At 67.3% G+C, this 21462-nt stretch carries 19 protein-coding genes; 9 read left to right on the top strand and 10 right to left on the bottom strand.

Going from position 1 to position 21462, the window contains the following annotated elements:
- The first annotated feature begins 99 nt into the window (after positions 1-99).
- Positions 100-2079: a PhoX family protein gene (locus tag JX613_RS06810; RefSeq protein ID WP_207100706.1), complete on the top strand. Its 1980-nt coding sequence runs from the start codon at positions 100-102 to the stop codon at positions 2077-2079.
- 130 nt (positions 2080-2209) lie between these two features.
- Here JX613_RS06810 and JX613_RS06805 read toward each other — a convergent pair whose 3' ends face one another.
- Positions 2210-3805, bottom strand: coding sequence for a phosphoenolpyruvate carboxykinase (locus tag JX613_RS06805; protein ID WP_207100705.1), 1596 nt, complete (start codon positions 3803-3805; stop codon positions 2210-2212).
- A gap of 211 nt (positions 3806-4016) precedes the next feature.
- Between JX613_RS06805 and JX613_RS06800 the strand changes: the two genes are divergently transcribed.
- From JX613_RS06800 to JX613_RS06775, 6 genes are all read left to right on the top strand, one after another.
- Positions 4017-4427, top strand: a complete 411-nt coding sequence (locus tag JX613_RS06800; protein ID WP_207100704.1) for an HPr kinase/phosphorylase — start codon at positions 4017-4019, stop codon at positions 4425-4427.
- 32 nt (positions 4428-4459) lie between these two features.
- Positions 4460-5461, top strand: a complete 1002-nt coding sequence (rapZ, locus tag JX613_RS06795; protein ID WP_207100703.1) for an RNase adapter RapZ — start codon at positions 4460-4462, stop codon at positions 5459-5461.
- Positions 5458-5877 carry a PTS sugar transporter subunit IIA gene (locus JX613_RS06790; RefSeq protein WP_207100702.1) on the top strand — a complete coding sequence of 140 codons (420 nt, stop codon included), beginning with the start codon at positions 5458-5460 and terminating at the stop codon, positions 5875-5877. The genes rapZ and JX613_RS06790 overlap by 4 nt, the downstream gene beginning before the upstream one ends.
- Positions 5877-6155 (top strand): HPr family phosphocarrier protein, encoded by a 279-nt coding sequence (locus tag JX613_RS06785; protein WP_207100701.1) that lies wholly within the window; start codon positions 5877-5879, stop codon positions 6153-6155. The genes JX613_RS06790 and JX613_RS06785 overlap by 1 nt, the downstream gene beginning before the upstream one ends.
- Positions 6156-6770: a WHG domain-containing protein gene (locus JX613_RS06780; RefSeq protein ID WP_207100700.1), complete on the top strand. Its 615-nt coding sequence runs from the start codon at positions 6156-6158 to the stop codon at positions 6768-6770.
- A gap of 104 nt (positions 6771-6874) precedes the next feature.
- Positions 6875-7255, top strand: coding sequence for a DUF2852 domain-containing protein (locus tag JX613_RS06775; protein WP_207100699.1), 381 nt, complete (start codon positions 6875-6877; stop codon positions 7253-7255).
- Between the two features lie 31 nt (positions 7256-7286).
- Here the strand turns inward: JX613_RS06775 and betC are convergent, their stop codons facing one another.
- The 7 genes from betC to gabT all read right to left on the bottom strand — a co-directional run bounded on the left by betC (position 7287) and on the right by gabT (position 15501).
- Positions 7287-8777 carry a choline-sulfatase gene (betC, locus tag JX613_RS06770; RefSeq protein ID WP_272874511.1) on the bottom strand — a complete coding sequence of 497 codons (1491 nt, stop codon included), beginning with the start codon at positions 8775-8777 and terminating at the stop codon, positions 7287-7289.
- 4 nt (positions 8778-8781) lie between these two features.
- The gene (gene choX / locus JX613_RS06765; RefSeq protein WP_207100697.1) at positions 8782-9714 is read right to left on the bottom strand and encodes a choline ABC transporter substrate-binding protein; all 933 of its coding nucleotides are present in this window, start codon (positions 9712-9714) and stop codon (positions 8782-8784) included.
- A gap of 87 nt (positions 9715-9801) precedes the next feature.
- A complete protein-coding gene (locus JX613_RS06760; protein ID WP_207100696.1) occupies positions 9802-10677 on the bottom strand; it encodes a 3-hydroxybutyryl-CoA dehydrogenase in 876 nt (291 codons plus the stop codon).
- Positions 10674-11594 carry a phosphate acyltransferase gene (locus JX613_RS06755; RefSeq protein ID WP_207100695.1) on the bottom strand — a complete coding sequence of 307 codons (921 nt, stop codon included), beginning with the start codon at positions 11592-11594 and terminating at the stop codon, positions 10674-10676. The genes JX613_RS06760 and JX613_RS06755 overlap by 4 nt, the downstream gene beginning before the upstream one ends.
- A complete protein-coding gene (gene buk / locus JX613_RS06750) occupies positions 11588-12700 on the bottom strand; it encodes a butyrate kinase (RefSeq protein WP_237168401.1) in 1113 nt (370 codons plus the stop codon). Before buk ends, JX613_RS06755 begins: the two co-directional genes overlap by 7 nt.
- Complete coding sequence (locus JX613_RS06745) at positions 12701-14140, bottom strand: aldehyde dehydrogenase family protein (RefSeq protein ID WP_419538819.1); 1440 nt, start codon at positions 14138-14140, stop codon at positions 12701-12703. It abuts the gene before it with no gap.
- A 65-nt stretch (positions 14141-14205) separates the two neighbouring features.
- A complete protein-coding gene (gabT, locus tag JX613_RS06740; RefSeq protein ID WP_207100694.1) occupies positions 14206-15501 on the bottom strand; it encodes a 4-aminobutyrate--2-oxoglutarate transaminase in 1296 nt (431 codons plus the stop codon).
- Between the two features lie 143 nt (positions 15502-15644).
- Here gabT and JX613_RS06735 point away from each other — a divergent pair, with 143 nt between their 5' ends.
- Positions 15645-16223, top strand: a complete 579-nt coding sequence (locus tag JX613_RS06735) for a cupin domain-containing protein (protein ID WP_207100693.1) — start codon at positions 15645-15647, stop codon at positions 16221-16223.
- Positions 16224-16262: 39 nt separating this feature from the next.
- Here JX613_RS06735 and capA read toward each other — a convergent pair whose 3' ends face one another.
- Both capA and capB read right to left on the bottom strand, forming a co-directional pair.
- Positions 16263-18386 carry a caprolactamase subunit alpha gene (gene capA / locus JX613_RS06730; RefSeq protein ID WP_207100692.1) on the bottom strand — a complete coding sequence of 708 codons (2124 nt, stop codon included), beginning with the start codon at positions 18384-18386 and terminating at the stop codon, positions 16263-16265.
- A gap of 74 nt (positions 18387-18460) precedes the next feature.
- Positions 18461-20209 (bottom strand): caprolactamase subunit beta, encoded by a 1749-nt coding sequence (capB, locus tag JX613_RS06725; RefSeq protein ID WP_207100691.1) that lies wholly within the window; start codon positions 20207-20209, stop codon positions 18461-18463.
- A gap of 264 nt (positions 20210-20473) precedes the next feature.
- Between capB and JX613_RS06720 the strand changes: the two genes are divergently transcribed.
- Positions 20474-21427 (top strand): AraC-like ligand-binding domain-containing protein, encoded by a 954-nt coding sequence (locus JX613_RS06720; RefSeq protein WP_207100690.1) that lies wholly within the window; start codon positions 20474-20476, stop codon positions 21425-21427.
- Positions 21428-21462 lie beyond the last annotated feature (35 nt).

The following is a 21462-nucleotide window of genomic DNA, read 5'->3' as shown; positions in this document are numbered from 1 at the left end:
GTTTCGCCAAAGCTTCACAATCCTGACGCATCCTTGTCGCACCACCTGCCTAATCGCTGCCCGACAGGCCATGTGGCCAAGACCAGCCAGGAGAGCGCGATGCGTGACCAGCAGACCCGACCCATCTTCCGCACCAGCAAGCTGGAGGACGCCGACGGTCCCGGCCTGAACCCCACCAGGACCCCCACCATGGGCGAGATCATCGCGGCGCGTTTCTCGCGGCGCGGTTTCCTGAAAGGCTCGATGGCGGTGACGGCGATTTCCGCCACGGTCAGCCCGATCGCGCTGCTCTCGGCCACGGATGCGCAGGCGTCCCCGGCCTCGGCCTTCACCTTCCCCGAGGTGACGGCGGACGTCGATGCCGATCACCATGTGGCCCCGGGCTATGACGCCGACGTGCTGCTGCGGTGGGGCGACAAGGTCTTTGCCGACGCGCCCGACTTCGACCCCCTGAACCAGTCCGAGGCCGCGCAGGAACGCCAGTTCGGATACAACAACGACTTCGTGGGCTTCATCCCCTTGGGCGGCGCGGACGACCGGGGCCTGCTGGTCGTGAACCACGAATACACCAACGACCACCTGATGTTCCCCGGCATCGTCACCATCACCGATGGCGAGATCGCGGTCTCCGAGGCCGACGAGACCCGCGTGGGCATCGAGATGGCGGCCCATGGCGGCACGATCATCGAGATCCGCAAGGTGGACGGCAAATGGCAGCCGGTGCTGGACGGTGCCCTGAACCGCCGCATCACCGCCAGGACCGCCATGGAACTGACCGGCCCGGCGGCGGGCCATGCGCGCCTGCAAACGGTGGCCGATCCCTCGGGCCGCGCCGTCATGGGCACGATCAACAACTGCGCGGGCGGCGTGACCCCCTGGGGCACCTGGATCATGGCCGAGGAGAACATCCACGGCTATTTCATGGGCACCCTGCCGGAAGGCCACCCCGAGGCCGCGAATTACGAACGCCTTGGCATCCCCGAGGCGACCTATGCCTGGGGCAGGTTCCACGAACGCTTCGATGTCTCGAAAGACCCAAACGAGGCCAACCGCTTCGGCTGGATCGTCGAGGTGGACGTGATGGACCCGGCCTCGACCCCGAAGAAGCGCACCGCGCTTGGCCGCTTCAAGCACGAGGGCGCGGAAAGCGTGGTCGCCAGGGACGGCCGCGTGGTCTTCTACCTAGGCGACGACGAGCGGTTCGACTATGTCTACAAGTTCGTCACGGCGGGCGCCTATAACCCCAATAACCGCGCCGCGAACATGGATCTGCTGGACGACGGCACGTTGTATGTCGCGCGCTTCCACGACGACGGCCGCGTCGAATGGCTGCCGCTGGTCCACGGCCAAGGCCCGCTGACCGCCGCCAACGGCTTTTCCTCCCAGGCCGACGTGCTGATCGAGACCCGCCGCGCTGCCGACCTGCTGGAAGCGACGCCGATGGACCGCCCCGAGGACATCCAGCCGAACCCGGTCACAGGCCGCGCCTATGTGATGCTGACCAACAACACCAGGCGCGACGAGGCGAACGCCGCCAACCCCCGCGTGGAAAACGCCTTCGGCCATATCATCGAGATCATCGAAGCGGATGGCGACTTCACCGCCACGACCGGCACCTGGGAAATCCTGGTGAAATGCGGCGATCCGAAGATTGCCGAGGTGGGCGCGACGTTTTCAACCGAAACCACCGTGAACGGCTGGTTCGGGATGCCCGACAACGCCGCCGTGGACAGCGACGGGCGGCTGTGGGTGTCCACCGACGGCAACTCGATGGGGGACACGGGGCGCACGGACGGGCTGTGGGCGGTCGATACCGAGGGCGCGGCGCGCGGCACCTCTCGGCTGTTCTATCGCGTCCCGGTCGGGGCCGAGATGTGCGGTCCCTGCATCACCAGGGACATGACCACCTTCTTCGTGGCCGTCCAGCATCCCGGCGATGGCGGCGAGGATTGGGAAGGCCACGGCCGCCCGTCCTATTACGAGGATCTGTCGACCCGCTGGCCGGATTTTGACGACGCGATGCCGGTGCGCCCGGCGGTGGTGGCGATCACGAAACAGGGCGGCGGCCGGATCGGGTAGGCCCATGGTGCGTGCAAGCACGCACCCTACGGATTACCGACCGCTGTAGGGTGCGTGCTTGCACGCACCGCGTCCCGAAAGCAAAAGGCCGCGCAACCCGCGCGGCCTTTCCTGTTCATGTCCGGCCCGTTCAGCCGATAGCCGCCGCGCGCACTTCGTCGTCGATGGCTTCCAGATATTGCGCGAAGTTGTCGCTGAACATCTGCACCAGCTTGGCGGCCTGCTTGTCATAGGCAGCAGCATCCGCCCAGGTCTGGCGCGGATCCAGCAGCCTGTCCTCGACGCCCGGCACGGAGACCGGAACCTCGAAGCCGAAGTTCGGATCCTTGCGGAACTGCACGTCGTTCAGGCTGCCATCCAGGGCGGCGGCCAGCAGGGCGCGGGTCGCAGCGATGGGCATCCGCTTGCCGGTCCCGAACGCCCCGCCGGTCCAGCCGGTGTTGACCAGCCAGCAGCTTGCGCCATGCTGGGCGATCTTTTCCTGCAACAGCTTGCCATAAACCTCGGGGCGGCGCGGCATGAAGGGCGCGCCGAAGCAGGTCGAGAAGGTCGGGATCGGCTCGACGATACCCACCTCGGTCCCCGGCGTCTTGGAGGTGAAGCCCGACAGGAAGTGATACATCGCCTGCGCCGGCGTCAGCCGCGCGATGGGGGGCAGCACGCCATAAGCGTCGCAGGTCAGCATGATCACGTTCTTCGGATGCCCGCCCAGGCTGGTGGGGGACGCGTTGCTGATCGCCTCCAGCGGATAGGCGCAGCGCATGTTGTCGGTGATCGAGTTGTCCTCGAAATCCAGCTCCAGCGTGTCGGGATCGGCCACCATGTTCTCGATCACGGTGCCGAAGCGAGAGCAGGTGGCATAGATTTCCGGCTCGGCCTTGGGCGACAGGTTGATGGTCTTGGCGTAGCAGCCGCCCTCGAAGTTGAAGATGCCCTTGTCCGACCAGCCGTGTTCGTCGTCGCCGATCAGCACGCGCGAGGGATCGGCCGACAGCGTGGTCTTGCCGGTGCCCGACAGGCCGAAGAACACGGCGCTGTCGTCGGGATTGCCGATGGCGTGGTTGGCGGAACAGTGCATCGGCATGATGCCCTTTTCCGGCAGCAGGTAATTCAGCAGCGTGAAGACCGACTTCTTGTTCTCGCCCGCATAGGCCGTGTTGCCGATCAGGATCAGCTTTTTCGCGAAGTTCAGCGCGATCACGGTTTCCGACCGGCAGCCGTGGCGTTCCGGGTCGGCCTTGAAGCCGGGGCAGTTGATGATGGTGAAATCGGGCACGAAGCTGGCCAGTTCCTCGGCGCCGGGGCGGCGCAGCAGGTGGCGGATGAACAGCCCGTGCCAGGCCAGTTCCGTCACCACGCGCACGTCCAGCCGGTTGTCGGCATCGGCACCGCCGAACAGATCCTGCACGAAGTAGTCGCGGCCCTTCATGTGCGCCAGCATGTCGGCGTGCAGGCGGTCGAAGGCCTCGGGCGACATGGGCTTGTTGTTGTCCCACCAGATCGTGTCCTCGACCTCGGGGGTGCGGACCACGAACTTGTCCTTGGGCGAACGGCCGGTATGGGCGCCGGTGGACACCAGGAAGGTGCCGCCCAGACCCAGCGTGCCTTCGCCGCGGGCCACCGCCTCGGTCATCAGGGCCGGTTCCAGAAGGTTGTAATAAACCCGGCCGAGCCCCTCGATTCCCTGATCCTCAAGCTTGCAGTTCGGGTTTACACGCATGGCCATAGCTTCGACGCTCCTTGGGGCAAATGGGCTTGCGACACTTTCGTGAAGCAGTATGGGGGCGGCTATAGCATGGCGCGAAATGCAAAAAAGAAGTTGGCGCGAACAGTTAGCGGAAACAGAGAATGTTATCGCAAACAGGATGGCTGGACCCTCGTTTCTCAACCTCGTGTTAGCCCGGGCAGGCGAAAATCGGGACAGGAGGTGATTCGCAATGCAGCTTCACGCGACCACGATTGCCCTGGACGGCGCCGGGCTGCTGATCCTGGGCCCCTCGGGTTCGGGCAAGTCGTCCCTGGCGCTGCAACTGATGGCGGCGGGGGCGATGCTGGTGGCCGACGACCGCACCGACCTGCGGCGCGAGGGCGATGCCATCATTGCCAGTTGCCCGCCCGCGCTGCTGGGCCGGATCGAGGCGCGGGGGGTGGGCATCCTGGCTGCCGCGCCCTCTGGCCCGGTCAGGCTGGTGCAGGCCGTCGATCTGGGCGCCGGGTCCGAGGATCGGCTGCCACAGTCGCGCAGCTATGATGTGCTGGGGGTGGGGCTGCCCCTTGTCACGGCCCCGTATCGACCGCATCTTTATGCTGCGTTGCGGCAGCTTTTGCTGGGCGGCCGCGTCGCATGACACAGGCGATAGGGCCCTTACAGGCAGGAAACATGGTCACCTTGGCCGACATCCCTACCCAGGCAGGATCCGTGGGAACCGCCCCTGACGAAGGGGTGCAGCGGCTGGTGCTGGTCACCGGCCCGTCGGGTGCGGGGCGGTCCACTGCGATCAACGTGCTGGAGGATCTGGGCTATGAGGCCATCGACAACCTGCCCTTGTCGCTGATCCCCCGGCTGCTGGACGGACCAAGCCGCCCCGTGCCCCTGGCGCTTGGGCTGGACGTGCGCAACCGCGACTTTTCCGCCAGCAACGTGATCGAGCTGATCGACAAGCTGACCCGTGACCCCCGCTACACCCCTGAGGTGCTGTTCCTGGACTGCGCGCCCGAGGTGCTGGAGCGCCGATATAACGAAACGCGCCGCCGCCATCCCCTGGCCCCCGACAGCGCCCCGGCGGCGGGCGTCATGGCGGAACTGGACCTTCTGTCGCCGATCCGGGTGCGCGCCGATGTGCTGGTCGATACGTCCGAGCTTTCGCCCCACGACCTCAAGGCCGAACTGACGCGGTGGTTCGACATCCGCCCGGACGGCAGGCTTTCCGTGTCGCTGCATTCCTTCAGCTACAAGCGCGGGGTGCCGCGGGGCATCGACATGATGTTCGACTGCCGCTTCCTGACCAACCCGCATTGGGAACCGGCGCTGCGTCCCCTGACGGGGCGGGACAGGGCGGTTCAGGATCACGTTTCGGGTGATTCGCGCTTCGCGGAATTCCTGGATCGCGTGTGCGGCATGATCCTGTTTCTGCTTCCAGCCTATGTCGAGGAGGGGAAGTCGCATCTTTCGGTCGGTTTCGGCTGCACCGGCGGACAACATCGTTCCGTCACTTTGGCTGAAAAGGTCGGTCTTACGCTTGCGAAGGCGGGCTGGCCGGTGTCAATAAGGCACAGGGAACTCGAGCGTCGCACACCGGCGCCGTCGGCCCTGGGGGATGCGTCCGGCATCGTCCAGGAGACGGGCCGGTTGCGCGCTGTTGAACGTGGTGGAACGCGTTGATTGGAATCGTGATCGTGGCGCATGGCGGCCTGGCCCGAGAGTATCTCTCGGCGGTCGAGCATGTGGTGGGTCCGCAAAGCGGCATTGCAGCCGTCGCGATCGAGGACGATCACGACCGCGCCGCCAAGACGGCCGAGATTCAGGCGGCGGCCAATTCGGTGGACGACGGCAATGGCGTGGTGGTGGTGACGGACCTGTTCGGGGGCTCGCCCTCGAACCTGTCGCTGCCGGCCTGCGCGGTGCGCGACCGGACCATCCTTTATGGCGCGAACCTGCCCATGCTGGTCAAGCTGGCCAAGTCGCGCCACCTGCCGGTGCCCGATGCCGTGGCCTTTGCCAAGGAAGCCGGGCGCAAATACATCAATTCCTACAACGTCCCGGTCGAGGCGGCGCTGGACACGGGATCGCGCTTCTGATGAACGGGCCGATCACGCGCCAGCTGGCGATCATCAACGAAAAGGGCCTGCACGCCCGCGCCAGCGCCAAGTTCGTGGATCTGGTCGAACGCTTTGACGCGCAGGCGCAGGTGGAAAAGGACGGCATGTCGGTGTCGGGCGATTCGATCATGGGCCTGCTGATGCTGACCGCGCCGCGCGGCAGCCAGATCACTGTGACCACCACCGGCCCCGACGCCGCCGCCCTGGCCGACGCGCTGGAGGCGCTGGTGGGGGATTACTTCGGCGAAGGCATGTAGGTGCCCGACCGCAAGACCTATCACCACGGCAACCTGCGCCAGGCCCTGGTCGATGCCACCGCCGCGCTGATCGAGGAAACCGGCCCCCTGGCCTTTACCCTGACCGAGGCCGCGCGCCGCGCGGGCGTGTCCCCCGCCGCCCCTTATCGCCATTTCAAGGGCCGCGACGACCTGCTGGAGGAGGTGGCCCGCCAGGGCTTCGTCGATTTCGGCACCCGGCTGGAGCGCGCCTTTGACAAGGGCCGGCCGCGGCCGCTGACGGCCTTCATGCGCATGGGGCAGGCCTATCTGGATTTCGCCGCCCAGCGGCCCGGGCATTACATGGCGATGTTTGAATCAGGCCTGTCCATCGCGGGCAATGCCGACCTGTCGGCGGCCTCCGAACGCGCGCAGCACATCTTGATCCAGGCGGCCGAAACCATGGCCGAACGCCTGCCCCCCGACCGCCGCCCCCCCGCCCGCATGGTCGCCAACCATATCTGGGCGCTGAGCCATGGCGTGGTGGAACTGTTCTCGCGCGGCAAGCCCGGCGGCCGCAGCCCGGTCAGCGCGGCCGAGATGCTGGAAAGCGGCGCCCTGATCTATCTGCGCGGGCTTGGCCTGATCGGCGAATAATTTTCGGCACGCCGCTTGAAGGGCGCCTTGCCGCGCCCATCTATGTAAATGTGATTAACATTAACATGGGAGGTTCCCCTCAGATGCACAGCGCATCCTATCGAATGCCCGCTTATCCCTTGCCGTCGCGCGTGCAGGGTCCGCTGATCCGCGCCCGCGACTGGCTGGACGAACGCGGCAAGCTGGCCTGGATCGCCGCGGTGGTTCTTGGCTTTGTCGTCTTCTGGCCGCTTGGCCTGGCCCTTCTGGCCTACATGATCTGGAGCAAACGCATGTTCAGTTGCAGCAACCGCCACAGCCGCGCCCGCTATTACGCCCCGTCCACCGGCAACAGCGCCTTTGACGCCTATCGCGAGGAAACGCTGAAGCGGCTGGAGGACGAACACCGCGAATTCGTGGACTTCCTGCAAAAGCTGCGCGAGGCCAAGGACAAGGCCGAGTTCGACCAGTTCATGCAAAGCCGCGGCGAAAAGACCGAGGCGTAAGAAAAAGGGCCGGGATGACCGGCCCTTTCCCTTATTCCCCGCGCGGGAACCGCTGGCTTTCCTCCAGCACGTTCAGGTCCATGTGGTTGCGCATGTAGCGTTCGGACGCGAGTTGCAGCGGCTGGTGGTCCCAGGGGTAATAGGCGCCGTTGCGCAGCGCTTCATAGACGATCCAGCGGCGGGCTTGGGACTGGCGCACCTCGGCGTCATAGGCGTCCAGATCCCAGTGCTGCATTGCCAGGACGCGCAGATGGGCCAGGGGCACGGCATGGCCGGGATCGCCCGCCACATTCTGGCGTTCCCCGGGGTCGGCTTGCAGGTCGAACAGCATCTCGGGGTCAGCCGCGCAGGCGATGTATTTCCACCGCCCGTCGCGCAGGGCGACCATGGGCGACACGCTGCCCTCGGCCGCGTATTCCATCGGCACCGGGCCGCGATCCGCGCCCTGGGCCAGCGAATGCCCGTCGGTCCAGGGGGCGATCTCCTCCATCGACAGACCGGCCAGGTCGCAGAGCGTGGGCAGAACGTCGATGGTGCTGACCGGCTGGTCCACCCGGCCCGGCGCCATGCCGGGGGCCGCGATCATCAGCGGCACCCGGGCCGAGCCTTCGAAGAAGTTCATCTTGAACCACAAGCCGCGTTCGCCCAGCATCTCGCCATGGTCGGACAGGAACAGGACGATGGCGTCTTGCCGGGTGCGGTCCAGCACGTCCAGGATTTCGCCGATCTTCTCGTCCACATAGGAAATGTTGGCGAAATAGCCCTGCCGTGCGCGGCGGACGTGATCGTCGGTGATCTCAAAGGCCCTCCAGTCGCAGGCGTCCATCAGCCGTTGCGAATGGGGGTCCATGTCGTCATAGGGGATGGCGGCGGGCGGCTCCAGTTCCGGGATGCCCTCATACAGATCCCAGTATTTGCGGCGTGCCACGAAGGGGTCGTGCGGATGGGTGAAACTGACCGTCAGGCACCAGGGCCGGTCGTCACGCCCGCGCGACAGGTCGTAAAGCTTGCGGCAGGCATTGAAGGCCACCTCGTCGTCGTATTCGTACTGGTTGGTGATTTCCGCCACGCCTGCGCCGGTGACGGATCCCAGGTTGTGATACCACCAGTCGATCCGCTCTCCCGGGCGGCGGTAATCGGGCGTCCAGCCGAAATCGGCGGGATAGATGTCGGTGGTCAGCCTCTCCTCGAACCCGTGAAGCTGGTCGGGGCCGACGAAATGCATCTTGCCCGACAGGCTGGTCTGGTAACCGCCCCGCCGCAGGTGATGGGCATAGGTCGGGATGTCCGAGGCGAACTCGGCCGCGTTGTCATAAACCCGCGTCCGGCGCGGCAACTGCCCCGACATGAAGCTGGCCCGCGCGGGCGCGCAAAGCGGGCTGCCGGTATAGGTGTTGGCGAAACGCGTGGACCGTTCAGCCAGGCGGCGCAGGTTCGGCGTGTGCAGGAAGGGGGCCGGGCCGTCGGGGAACAGCACCCCCGACAGCTGGTCCACCATCAGGATCAGGATATTGGGCTGCAAGGTCTTATCCGGCCACCGCTGCCTTGAGGGCGTCAACGCCCGGCTGCCCGTCCAGCGTGGTCACGCCGTCCAGCCACTTGTCCGCGGCCTGCGGGTTTTCGGCCAGCCATTCCCTGGCAGCCTCGCGCGCGTCCATGCCGTCGTCCAGGATCTTGCCCATCAGCACGTTTTCCATCGGCACGTCGAAGACCAGCTGGGTGAACAGCTTGGCGGCATTCGGGCAGGCCGCGACCCATTCCTTGCGCGCCAGCGTATGCACGGTCGCGCCGCCGAAATCGGGGCCGAACTGCTTGTCGCCGCCGGACAGATAGGTGATGGCGACAGCCTCGTTCATCGGGTGCGGCGCCCAGGCCAGGAACACGACCGGCTTGTCGCCGCTGCGCGTGACCTGCGCCAGCATGGCCTGTTCACCGGATTCCACCAGTTGCCAGTCGCCCAGGCCGAATTCGTCGGCCTCGATCATCGCCTGGATCGACTGGTTCGCGGGCGCGCCGGGTTCGATCCCATAGATCTTGCCGCCGAACGCGTCCTTCTGCGCGTCGAGATCCGCGAAGTCCTTGACCCCCGCATCCGCGCCCGCCTTGTTGACGGCCAGGGTGAACTTGGCGCCTTCCAGGTTCTGCGCCAGCACGGCGATGGTGCCTGCCGCGTCCAGGTCGTCGCGGAACTTCTGCTGGGCGGGCATCCAGTTGCCCAGGAACACGTCGGTCTGGCCGTTCTTCAGCGCCTCGTATCCGACCGGGACCGACAGGGTGGCGATGTCTGGCTTGTAGCCAAGCGCCTCCAGCAGCACCGCCGCCACGCCGTTCGTCGCGGTGATGTCGGTCCAGCCGGGATCGGAGTAGCGCACCGTGCCGCAGGTCTGCGCATCATCGGCCAGGGCGGGCAGGGCCGTTGCCGCCAGCATCAGGGCGGCCGTCATGGTCAGGGCCTTCATCGTTACCTCCTGTGGTTCTTTGTCTATCCGTGCAATCGAGAACGGATTGCCGCCGCCGTCGCGCCTGAATGCCACATGGGGCGCGTGTCAGCGCGTCGGCACCGGGGCTTCGCTGCGATAGTCGTAGAAGCCCCGGCCCGTCTTGCGGCCCAGCCAGCCGGCCTCGACATATTTGGTCAGCAGGGGGCAGGGGCGGTACTTGGTGTCGGCCAGGCCGTCGTGCAGCACGTTCATGATCGCCAGGCAGGTGTCGAGCCCGATGAAGTCCGCCAGTTCCAGCGGGCCCATCGGGTGGTTGGCGCCCAGCTTCATGGACTGGTCGATGGACTTCACGTTTCCGACGCCTTCATAAAGCGTATAGACCGCCTCGTTGATCATCGGCATCAGGATGCGGTTGACGATGAAGGCGGGGAAATCCTCGGCGCTGGCCGCCGTCTTGCCCAGCTTCTCGACGACCGCGTGCAATGTCCTGTAGGTCGCCTCGTCGGTGGCGATGCCCCGGATCAGTTCGACCAGCTGCATCACCGGAACGGGGTTCATGAAGTGAAAGCCCATGAACTTTTCCGGCCGGTCGGTGCGGCTTGCCAGCCGCGTGATCGAGATCGACGAGGTGTTCGAGGTCAGGATGGTGTGGGGCAACAGGTGCGGGACCAGATCCTCGAAGATCGCCTGCTTGACGGTTTCGCGCTCGGTCGCGGCCTCGATCACCAGGTCGGTCCGGCCCAGGTCGGCCAGGCGCAGGGTGGTGCGGATGCGGTCCATGGCGGCCCGTCTGTCGTCTGGGCTGATCTTGCCCCGGCTGGCCTGGCGTTCCAGGTTGCGGTCGATCAGCGCCAGGGCCTTCTCCAGCGCCTCGGGGCTGATGTCGGTCAGCAGCACGTCGTATCCGGCCAAGGCGAAGACATGGGCGATGCCGTTGCCCATCTGGCCCGCCCCGATGATCCCAACCGTTTGAACCGTCATGCCGGAACCCCTTCGGTGGCCAGCAGCGCCCCGGCCAGCAGAAAGCCCAGCAGCCGCTGGTCGGTCCCGTCGGCGCGGGAATTCAGCAACACCGGCACCCGCGCGCCCAGCACGATGCTGGCGGTGCGCGCCTGGCCGTGCAGCTTCCAGGCCTTGACGGTGGCGTTGCCCGCCTCGATCGAGGGGAACAGGATCAGATCCGCGCGACCGGCCACGGGCGAATTTTCCAGGCCCTTCTTCCGCGCCGCCGCTTCCGACAGGGCCACGTCATAGCCGAAGGGCCCATCGACCAGAACGCCCGCAAAGGCGCCCGTCGCCGCCTCAGCCGCAAGGGCTGCGGCATCGACGGTGGCGGGCTGGCTGTCGGCCACCTTTTCGGATGCGGCGATGGCCGCGACCCGCAGGGGGGTGACTCCAAGCGCGTGGAACAGCGCCGCCGCATTGGCGATGATCGCCCGTTTCTGGTCCAGCGTCGGCAAAGGCAGGATACCGTTGTCGGTGGCCCCGATCAGGCGCGGGACCGAGGGCATTTCCGCAAGCGTCAGGTTGGACAAGACGCCGCTGCCGCGCAGGCCGGTGTCGCGGGCCACCACGGCGCGCAGATAGGCGGCGCTGTCCACCTGGCCCTTGACCAGCATGTTGGCCCCGCCCGACCGGATGGCGGCCACCGCCAGGGACGCGGCCGTGGCGGCATCCGGCGCGTCAAGGACCGTCACCCGGTCCGCCAGGGCGGCGGGCAGCATGGCGCGGATGGCCCTGCCGTTTCCGGTCAGGACCGCCCCCCGGACCAGCCCCGCATCCGCCGCGGCGACCAGCGCGTCCAGCACGGCCGCATCCTCGGCCCCGGCGATGGCGGGGCGCAGCAGGGCGCGGCCCCGCAGCATCCGGTCCAGTTCGGCAAAGCTGCGGATCACCATGGCAGCGGCTCCACATCAAGGGTGACGGGCCAGGAACGTGCGGTCTCGACGCCCGCCAGGACACGGGCCGCGCCTGCGGCCAGCGCCTCGCTTTCGTGGCTGCCGGGATAGATGCGCAGGGGACCAAGCGCCGCGCAGCGCCGCGTCAGGGCATCGGTCAGCCGGGCGGAATGGGCCATGCCGCCGGTCAGGACGATGCCGTCGGGCCGGAAATCCAGCACGGACGCGACCGCGCCGATGGCCCGGGCGATCTGATACACCATCGCTTCCCAGACCAGGCGGGCGCGGTTGTCGCCCGCGTCGATCATCGCCTCGACCCGGCGCATGTCCTTGGTGCCTAGATAGGCGAAGACGCCGCCCTGCCCGTACAGCCGCCGCTTCAGCGTGTCCTTGTCATAGGCGCCGGAATAGCACAGGTCGATCAGCGACATGGGCGGCAGACCGCCCGCCCGTTCCGGCGAAAAGGGCGAAATCTCCATCCGGTTCGAGCTTTCGACGATCCGCCCCCTCTTCAGCGCGGCGATGGAGATGCCCGCCCCCATATGGGCCACCACAGCGTCCAGCCGGTCGAAGGGCTTGCCAAGGTCAGCGGCCAGGCGCCTGCCGCAGGCGCGGATGTTCAGCGCATGGACAAAGGAAAAGCGCGGCAGGTCGGGACAGCCCGACAGGCGGGCGACGGGGGGCAGTTCGTCCACCGACACCGGATCGACCACGAAGGCCGGGCATCCCGCCGCCGCCGCGATGCGGTTTGCCAGCGGCGCGCCCAGGTTCGAGGCGTGCTGATGCACGGGCCGGTGCAGCGCGAAATCGACCAGGTCGTCGTTGACGGCGATCACCCCCGCCGGAACCGGCGTCAGCATCCCGCCGCGCCCGGCGACCGCCGCAAGCCTTGCGCCCGCGCCCGCGCCTTGCAGCCAGTCCAGGATGGCCGCGCCCCGGAAGGGAAGCTGTTCGGCGATGGTGGCGAAGCGGGCCATCACCGTCTCGTCATGCTCGATCGTCTCCTCGGCGATGGGCGTCACCGCCGCGCCCTGGGCCCGGAACAGGCCAAGCCGCGTGGTGGTGGTGCCGGGATTGATGGTCAGGATGTCGGACTGTTGCATCATCTAACCCGCCAGGCAGTAGGAGGTCTTGACGGTCGTGTGGAACTCGACCGCGTGGCGGCCCTGTTCGCGCGGACCGTAGGAGCTGCCCTTGGTGCCGCCGAAGGGGACGTGGTAATCGACGCCCGCGGTGGGCAGGTTCGTCATCACCATGCCCGCCCGCGCCCGCCTGCGGAATTCGCGCGCATGGCGCAGCGACGTGGTGCAGATGCCCGCCGACAGGCCGAAGTCGCTGTCATTGGCGATGGCGACGGCCTGATCGAAATCGTCGACGCGGATCACCGCCGCGCAGGGGCCGAAGATTTCCTCGCGCACGCAGCGCATCGCGTTGTCGGCGCCCAGGAACAGGGCGGGACGCTGGAAGAACCCCTCGGTCGGGCCGTCCAGGCGCTCGCCGCCCAGAACCTCGCAACCCTCGGCGCGCGCCAGGGCGACATAGCGCAGGTTGCCCTCAAGCTGCGCCCCCGACACTACCGGCCCGATCTGGCTGGCGGGATCCAGCGCCGGGCCCACGCGCAGGGCCAGCATCGCGCGCGACAGCCGGTCCACGAAGGCGTCGTGGATGCCCGCCTGCACGATCAGCCGCGACGACGCGGTGCAGCGCTGGCCGGTGGAATAGAAGGCGCCGTTCAGGCAGGCATCCACCGCCAGGTCCAGGTCGGCGTCGTCCATGACCACCATCGGGTTCCTGCCGCCCATTTCCAGTTGCAGCTTCTTCATGCCGCCGATGGCGGTGGCGGCGATGGCGCGGCCCGTGGGGACCGATCCGGTAAAGGACAGGGCGGCGATCCCGGGGGCCTCGACGATGGCCTGGCCCACGACGCGGCCCGATCCCATGACCAGGTTGAAGACGCCCGCCGGGCAATCGGCGTCCTGGATGACCTGGGCCAGCAGATGCGCGGTGCCGGGCACCAGGTCGGCGGGCTTCAGCACCACCGTGTTGCCGAAGGCCAGCGCGGGCGCGACCTTCCAGGCGGGGATAGCGGCGGGAAAGTTCCAGGGGGTGATCAGGCCCACCACGCCCACCGGCTCTCGCGTGACCTCGATGTCCACGCCGGGGCGGACCGATGCCAGCGCCTCGCCGGGGATGCGCAGCGCCTCTCCGGCGAAGAAGCGGAAGATCTGGGCCGACCGGCGCACCTCGGCCAGGGCCTCGGGCAGGATCTTGCCTTCCTCGCGGGCCAGGGTGGTGGCGATCTCGGCCGCGCGCGCCTCGATCCCGGCGGCCACGCGGTCCAGCAGGTCGGCGCGCGCCTGCGGGCCTGCCGCGAACCAGGCGGGCTGCGCCGCCACCGCCGCCTCTGCCGCCTGCGCCACGTCATCGGCGCTGCCCGCGGCGTAAAGCCCGATCAGGTCGGCGCGGTCCGAAGGGTTGCGGTTCTCGACCGCCTCGCCGCCGTGAACCCAGCGGCCGTTGATCAGGTGGGGGCGGATGTCGGACACGGGGGGCCTGCCTTCGATTGCGGAACGGAAAGACGGCAGGCCCGCAGGCCCGCCGTCCGGAGGGATCAGGCGGCCTGGCGCATCGTCGCGGCCTCGATCGAGGCTTCGATGATGTCCAGCGCCTCGTCCAGCTGCGCCATGGGGATGGTCAGCGGCGGCAGCAGGCGGATCACGTTGTAGCGGGTGCCGCAGGACAGAAGGATCAGCCCGCGCGCCTCGGCCTCGGCCACGATGGCGCCGGCAAGGGCCGCGTCGGGAGCGTTGGTGGCGCGGTCGGTCACCAGTTCAAAGGCGTTCATCGCGCCCAGGCCGCGCACCTCGCCGATGCATTCCATGCCCTGCCGGGCGGCAATCTGCGTCAGGCGCGCCCGGATCACCTCGCCGATCTCGGCGGCGCGGTCGCACAGGCGTTCCTCGGCGATCACGTCGAGGACGGCATTGGCCGCCGCCACCGCCAGCGGGTTGCCCGCATAGGTGCCGCCGATCCCGCCGGGATCGGGCGCGTCCACGATGGCGGCCCGGCCCGTCACGGCCGACAGGGGGAAACCGCCCGCCAGCCCCTTGGCCATCGTCACCAGGTCGGGGGCCACGCCCGCATGGTCGAAACCGAACATGCGCCCGGTGCGCGCCATCCCGGCCTGCACCTCGTCCCCGATCAGCACGATGCCGTGGCGGTCGCAGATCGTGCGCAGCGCGCGCAGGAAGCTGACCGGCGCGATGGTGAAGCCGCCCTCGCCCTGCACCGGCTCGATGATGATCGCGGCCACGCGCTCGGGATCGACGGACGATGCCAGCAGGCGTTCCAGTTGCCCCAGGGCCTCGGCCTCGCTGACGCCGTGGAAGGCGTTGGGGAAGGGCGCGTGCAGGATTTCCGGCGGCATGGCGCCGAAGCCCTTCTTGTAGGGCGCGACCTTGCCGGTCAGCGCCATGCCCAGAAGGGTGCGCCCGTGGAAGGCCCCGGAAAACGAGATGACGCCCGACCGGCCGGTAAAGGCGCGCGCCATCTTGACCGCGTTTTCGACGGCCTCGGCCCCGGTGGTGACCAGCATGGTCTTCTTGGCGAAATCGCCGGGCGTGGCGGCGTTCAGGCGTTCGGCCAGGCGGATATAGGATTCGTAGGGCGCGACATGGAAGCAGGTATGGGTGAAGGCCTGCGCCTGTTCCGCGACAGCGGCCATCACGCGGGGGTGGCGGTGGCCGGTGTTGTTCACCGCGATGCCTGCGGCAAAGTCGATGAAGCGGCGCCCTTCGGCGTCCCAAAGCTCGGCATTCTCGGCCCGGGCGGCGTAGATGCCCCGGGTTCCCACGCCGCGCGCGACGGAGTTGGACTTGCGGGCAATCAGTTCGGCGGTGCTGGTCATCTGAACCTCATCGGATGGGTTGATTCTGAGTATGGTTCGCTCAATATATTGAGCAATATTTTTCATGATCCTGCGCACTCTGCGACAAGAATTCAAGCACTGTGACGCAGGAGGGGCCGCTACCGCCTGGAAAGGATGAACCCATGGAGGACTTCAATGTCGGTGAAAGACTGCGGGATTTGCGCAGAACTGCGGGTTTGTCGCAGCGGCAGCTGGCGGATGCCTCGGGCGTGCCGCATGGCCAGATTTCGATGATCGAGACGAACAGGTCCAGCCCATCAGTGGCGTCCCTGCGCAAGATCCTGGGTGGCATGGGCCTGACGATGTCGGAATTCTTCGAACCCGACATCCCGGCCAGCCAGGCGGTGTTCTTTCGCCCGCAGGACATGCGCGACCTGACCGCGCGGCTGTATTCGACGCTGGACGACGCCCGGGGCCGGATCACGCTGAAGCAGGTGGGCGACGCCCGAGCGCACAACCTGCAAATCCTGCACGAACGCTATGAACCGGGCGCCGACACGGGCGAGCAGATGCTGGAACACGCCTCGCATGAAGGCGGCGTGGTCATCGCCGGAGAGATCGAGCTGACCGTGGGCGAGGACATCGCGGTGCTGAAGGCGGGCGACAGCTATCTGTTCGATTCCACCCTGCCCCACCGCTTCCGCAACCTGGGCGACCGCGAGGCCGTGGTGGTGTCGGCCTGCACGCCGCCCTATCTGTGACGCGGGCGGGGCCACGGTCGGCCCCGCCCCCTGTTCCTCTCAGGCGTGTTCGGCGGCCAGTTCGGCGGTCTGCGCCGTCCGGGCCTCGGCCCCCAGGGTCAGGACATAGACGCCCGATTCGTGCAGGTCCGCCACCCAGCCGGGTTCGATGACGATGGTCGTCGTCACCTCCTGGATCACGGCGGGGCCGGAAATGCGGTCCCCCGCGCCCAGCAGCGCCCCGTCATAGACCGGCGTTTCATGGGCGATGCCTTCGGCGTTGAAGATCATCTCGCGCGTGCCGCGCAGGGCGGAATGGGCGCCCTTGCCCGGGGCCAGGGTGGTCCGGCCGGGCCTGTCCACGGCGCCGGTGATGGCGCTTTCGACATTGACGACCTCGACCGCGCTGTTCGGCTCGGAATAGGTGTAAAGCTCCTCGTGCCGGGCGTGGAAGGCGGCCTTCAGGCGTTCCAGCGCGGCTTCCGTGATCTCGAACGGGTCCACGTCCACGGTGCATTCATGCACCTGCCCGACATAGCGCATGTCCAGGCTGCGGCGGATGCTGACCTTCTGCTCGGTGAAGCCGTCCAGGGCCAGATCCTCGCGGCCCCGCGTCTCCAGCCCGTTGAACAGCCGGTCCAGATGGGCGGCGGCTTCGGCCCCTTCCAGCCGCACGGGCGCGGGGGCCATGTAGTTGTATTTCACGTCCGACAGGATCTGGCCAAAGGCGCAAAGCCCCGAGGCGAGTTTCGAGACCAGCACCTTGCGGATGCCCATCTCGCGCGCCAGCGCCGTGATATGCGCGCCCGTGGCGCCGCCCGCGCAGTTCAGCACGAAGTCGCGCGGGTCATAGCCGCGTTCCACCGACACCCGGCGGATGGCGTTCACCATGTTGTTGTTGACGATGGTGAACATGCCGTATGCGGCCTTTTCGACGCTGATGCCCAGCGGATCGGCCAGATGCGTGCGGATCGCCGTCCGCGCCTTCTCCACATCCAGCGGCAGGCGGCCGCCGACCAGCCCTTCGGCGTTCAGATAGCCCAGGACCAGGTTCGCATCGGTGGTGGTGGGCTTTTCGCCGCCCTTGCCATAGCAGGCGGGCCCGGGTTCGGACCCGGCCGATTGCGGACCCATCTGCAACAGGCCCATGCCGTCGATCCAGCCGATCGAGCCGCCGCCCGCACCCAGGGTTTCCACCTGGATCATCGGGATGCCGATGCGATAGCGCAGGAAGTCGATGTTCTTGGACACATTGGCGCGGCCGTCGCGGGTCAGGGTGATGTCGAAGGACGTGCCGCCCATGTCCACCGTGATGATGTCGCGCATCCCCCAGGGCTCGCCCAGCCACATCGCGGCCTGCGGCGCGGATGCGGGACCGGAATTGATCGCATAGACCGACTGGTCGGCCACGATCCGGCCAAGCGCCAGCCCGCCGTTCGACTGGAAGTAACGCACCGGCTGGCGCGCGCCTAGACGCTGGAAATAGGCATCCACGGCCCGGACATAGCGTTGCAGGATCGGCGCCAGATAGGCGTTCACGATCGCGGTCGAGGTGCGGGTGTATTCGCGCACCTGCGGGTAAAGCTGGCTGCCGATGGTCAGGCGCACGTTGGGCATCATCTCGCGCACGATGGCGGCGGCGCGCTGTTCGTGGTCGGGATGCAGGACCGACCAGACGAAGGAAATGGCGACCGATTCCACGCCTTCGCGCAGGAAATGGCGGCAGGCTTCGCGCACCTCGTCTTCGTTCAGGGGCGTGTGGACGGTGCCGTTCGACAGCACGCGTTCGGACACGCCGCGCCGCAAATACCGTGGCACCAGCATGGTCGCGGGCGGGTATTCGGGATCATAGCGATAGCCGTCTTCCTTGTGGCCCAGGCGGATCTCGATGCTGTCCTCGTGGCCCTTGGTGGCGATCAGGCCGGTCTTGGCGCCGGTATGGGTGATCAGCGCGTTCAGGCCCACGGTGGTGCCGTTGATGCACAGATCCGCGTTCGAGACGATGGTTTCGGGCGAAAGGCCGGTTTCCTCCTCGATGATCTTCAGGCCGTTGCGAATGGCCTCGGTCGGGCGGTTGGGCGTGGACAGCGCCTTGAAGATGCGCACCTCGCCCTTGCGGTCGGCCAGGATGAAGTCGGTGAAGGTGCCGCCGGCGTCGATGCCAAGACGATACTGGTTCTGCATGGGATGGATCCTTTGCGGAAAGCCGGGGCGCAGGCGGCAGGCCGTGCAGGCCCCGGCGTCATGGGAATGGGGGATCAGGCGGCGCGCAGGCGCGCGGTCGCGGCCTCGTCCACGGTCAGCGATGCGGGATCGGCGATCACCACGCCATAGTCGCGGCGCGCGCCCTCGACGCTGACAAGGCCGTCGCGGACATCCTGCAGAACGCGAGCGATGTCGCGTTCGAACGGGTTGCCGTAACCGCCGCCGCCGGGGTTCTTGTTGGCCGCGCGTTCGCCGGGCTGGATGGTCTCGATCACGTTTTCGGTGATGACCCGGGTTTCGCCGTTCCGCGTGACCTCAAGCCGGCCGACCTTGGTTTCCACCATCTCGGACCGGGCGCCGGCCGCGCCCATGGCGGGGATGCGGCGGCCTTCCCCAAAGGTGATCAGCGTCATCGGGCTGTCCAGCGGCTCGACCTCCCAGCAGGTGCCGGAGCCGCCGCGATGCTTGCCCGCGCCGCCCGAATCCTCCATCAGGGAATAGCGGTGGATGATGATCGGATAGCTGTGTTCCAGCATCTCTATATCGCCGCTGGTCAGCGCGCCGAAGCAGCATTCCGGCCCGCAGGCGTGCCAGCCGTCCTGCGTCGCCGTGGCCCCCGCCCCCGAGATGATTGAGGCCAGCACCATGGTTACGTATTCCTCGTCGTGGCGGGTGTCCCAGCCGGCGATGTTGCAGCCGTTGGCATGGCCCCAGCTGGCCGACACCTTGGCGGGCGCCGCCTGTTCGAAGGCCAGCCGCACCGCGTCGGTCAGCGTTTCCATCGGTGTGGTGGTGCAGTTCATGTGCGGCGCGGGCGACTGCGCGTTGCACAGCGTCCCCTTGGGCCCCATGTCCGTCGTCACGCAGCGATACAGCCCCTCGTTATAGGGCGGCGGAAGCTGGGCGAACATCATCAGCCCCAGGTAAACGCCGGAATGGCTGTTTCCTTCATAGCTGTTGATGAAATAGGGCACCTGCGGGGGCGAGTTGACGGCGATGTGGCAGCTGTCGCCGGCGATGGTGACGGTGGCCGTGATCTCGAAATCGCCGAAGCCGTGGCCCGCGTCCTCCAGGATGGCGGTGCCGGAATAGGTGCCGTCGGGCACCTCGGCGATCAGCTTGCGCATATGCGCCTCGGCCATGTCCAGCAGTTCGGCGATGCAGTCCTGCACGACCTCCTTGCCGTATTTGTCCATCATGCGGATCAGGGCCCGCGCGCCGACCTGGCAGGCCCCGATCAGGGCGTTGAAGTCGCCTTCCTGGTCGCGGCGCGCCCGCATGTTGGTCAGCAGCAGGTTCATCACGTCCTTGCGGGGACGGCCCCGGTCCCAGATCTTGACCGGCGGGATGCGCAGCCCTTCGGCAAAGATCTCCTTGGCGTTGGGGTTGTAGCCGGCGGGCACCGGGCCGCCGATATCGGTCAGGTGGCCCTTGCAGACCGTCCAGAAGACCAGCTCGCCCTGATAGAAGACCGGCATGTACATGCAGGTGTCGATGATGTGCGACCCGCCATAGGCCGGATCGTTGTGCAGGATCAGGTCGCCCTCGTGGATGTCGCCCTCGAAATATCCCGCGACCGACTTCATCGCCGGGATCAGCGAACCCAGGTGGATCGGGATGTCCTGGCCCTGCAGGATCATCTCGGGCGTGTGGTTGAACAGCGCGGTCGAATAGTCATGCGCCAGGTTGAAGACCGAACTGCGCGCCGTCTGTTCCAGGGTCAGCGTCATTTCCCGCTGGGCGGTTTCCAGCACGCCGCGCACCACCGACAGCGTGATCGGGTCCACATTGCGTTTCTTCATTGCTCAAGCTCCTCCTGCTCTGGCAGGGGCGGCGGGGGTCTCCTCATCCGGTCCACCGCCCGGCATCGGTCGAGAATGGCCGCGAACACCCCCCCGTTCTTGCAGCGGGGCGAAGGAACTGTTGCCGATGCGTGAAGGACTGGGGCGGCATTTGCCGCAGGGCGCATGAAACCTTGCCGGCCCGCGCGGAACGGGCCGAATCTGGCGTCTTGCGACGGCGCGGCCCGCCCTCTACCATGGCCGGGCTTTCTGGGAGGAGGGCACATGGACGTTACCGCATACAGCACTGCGGGAATCGATCCCGCCGCCCGCGCCGCGGAATGGAGCCGGGTGATCGCGGACACCTATTTCCCGCTGCAACTGACCTTCCGGGAACCGGCGGGTTTTTCGGGCAGGCTGGAACGGCGCAGCATGGGGCAGGTGTCGCTGTCGCGGCTGGCCACCGGCCCGATGCAATACGAACGCCAGGCCCGCCACATTTCCCATACCGGCCCCGAGGAATACCTGATCACCGTGCCCCGGCGCGGCCCGGTCAGCTTTCGCCAGCTGGGGCGCGACGTGCGCTGCGACCCGGGCGGCTTCATCGTCGAACGCGGCGACGAGCCCTACCGCTTTTCCTATGCCGAGCCGAACGAGCTGTGCGTTCTGAAGATCCCCAAGCGGATGCTGGCCGAAAGGCTGCGCAGTCCCGACCGCTTCTGCGCCATGGTGATCGACGCCCGGTCCGGCCTGCCCCGGCTGATGACCGCCATGATGTCGGAACTGCAATCGCTGACCGGCACCGAATCCCATGCCGCAGCCCTTCTGGGGCGCCAGATCGTCGAGGTTCTGGCCATCGCCCTGGACGAACGCCTGGACCGCGACGACGGGGTCAAGTCCTCGGTCCGGGCGGGCCATCTGCGCCGGGCGGAACGGGTGATCCGGCAGAACCTGTCGAACCCGGCGCTGTCGCCCGATTTCGTGGCGGACCAGTGCGGCATCTCGAAACGCTATCTGCACGAACTGTTCAGTGACACGGACAAGACCGTGGCGCAGTTCACCCGCGAGGAACGGCTGTTCGCGGCGCGCGACGCGATGTCCTCGTCGCAGACGCTTTCGCTGGCCGAAATCGCCTATCGCTTCGGCTTTTCCGACCAGGCGCAGTTTTCGCGGCTGTTCAAGGCGCAGTTCGGCATGACGCCTTCGGACTGCCGCCGCACGGCCTTCAGCGCGGCCTGACAAGAAATCGCGCATTGCCGGACAAGACGCGCCCG

Origin of the sequence: Paracoccus shandongensis (assembly GCF_017315735.1) — a bacterium.
Taxonomy (GTDB): domain Bacteria; phylum Pseudomonadota; class Alphaproteobacteria; order Rhodobacterales; family Rhodobacteraceae; genus Paracoccus; species Paracoccus shandongensis.
The sequence above is the reverse complement of the archived record's forward strand: the minus strand, read 5'-3'. Positions and strand labels throughout refer to the sequence as shown.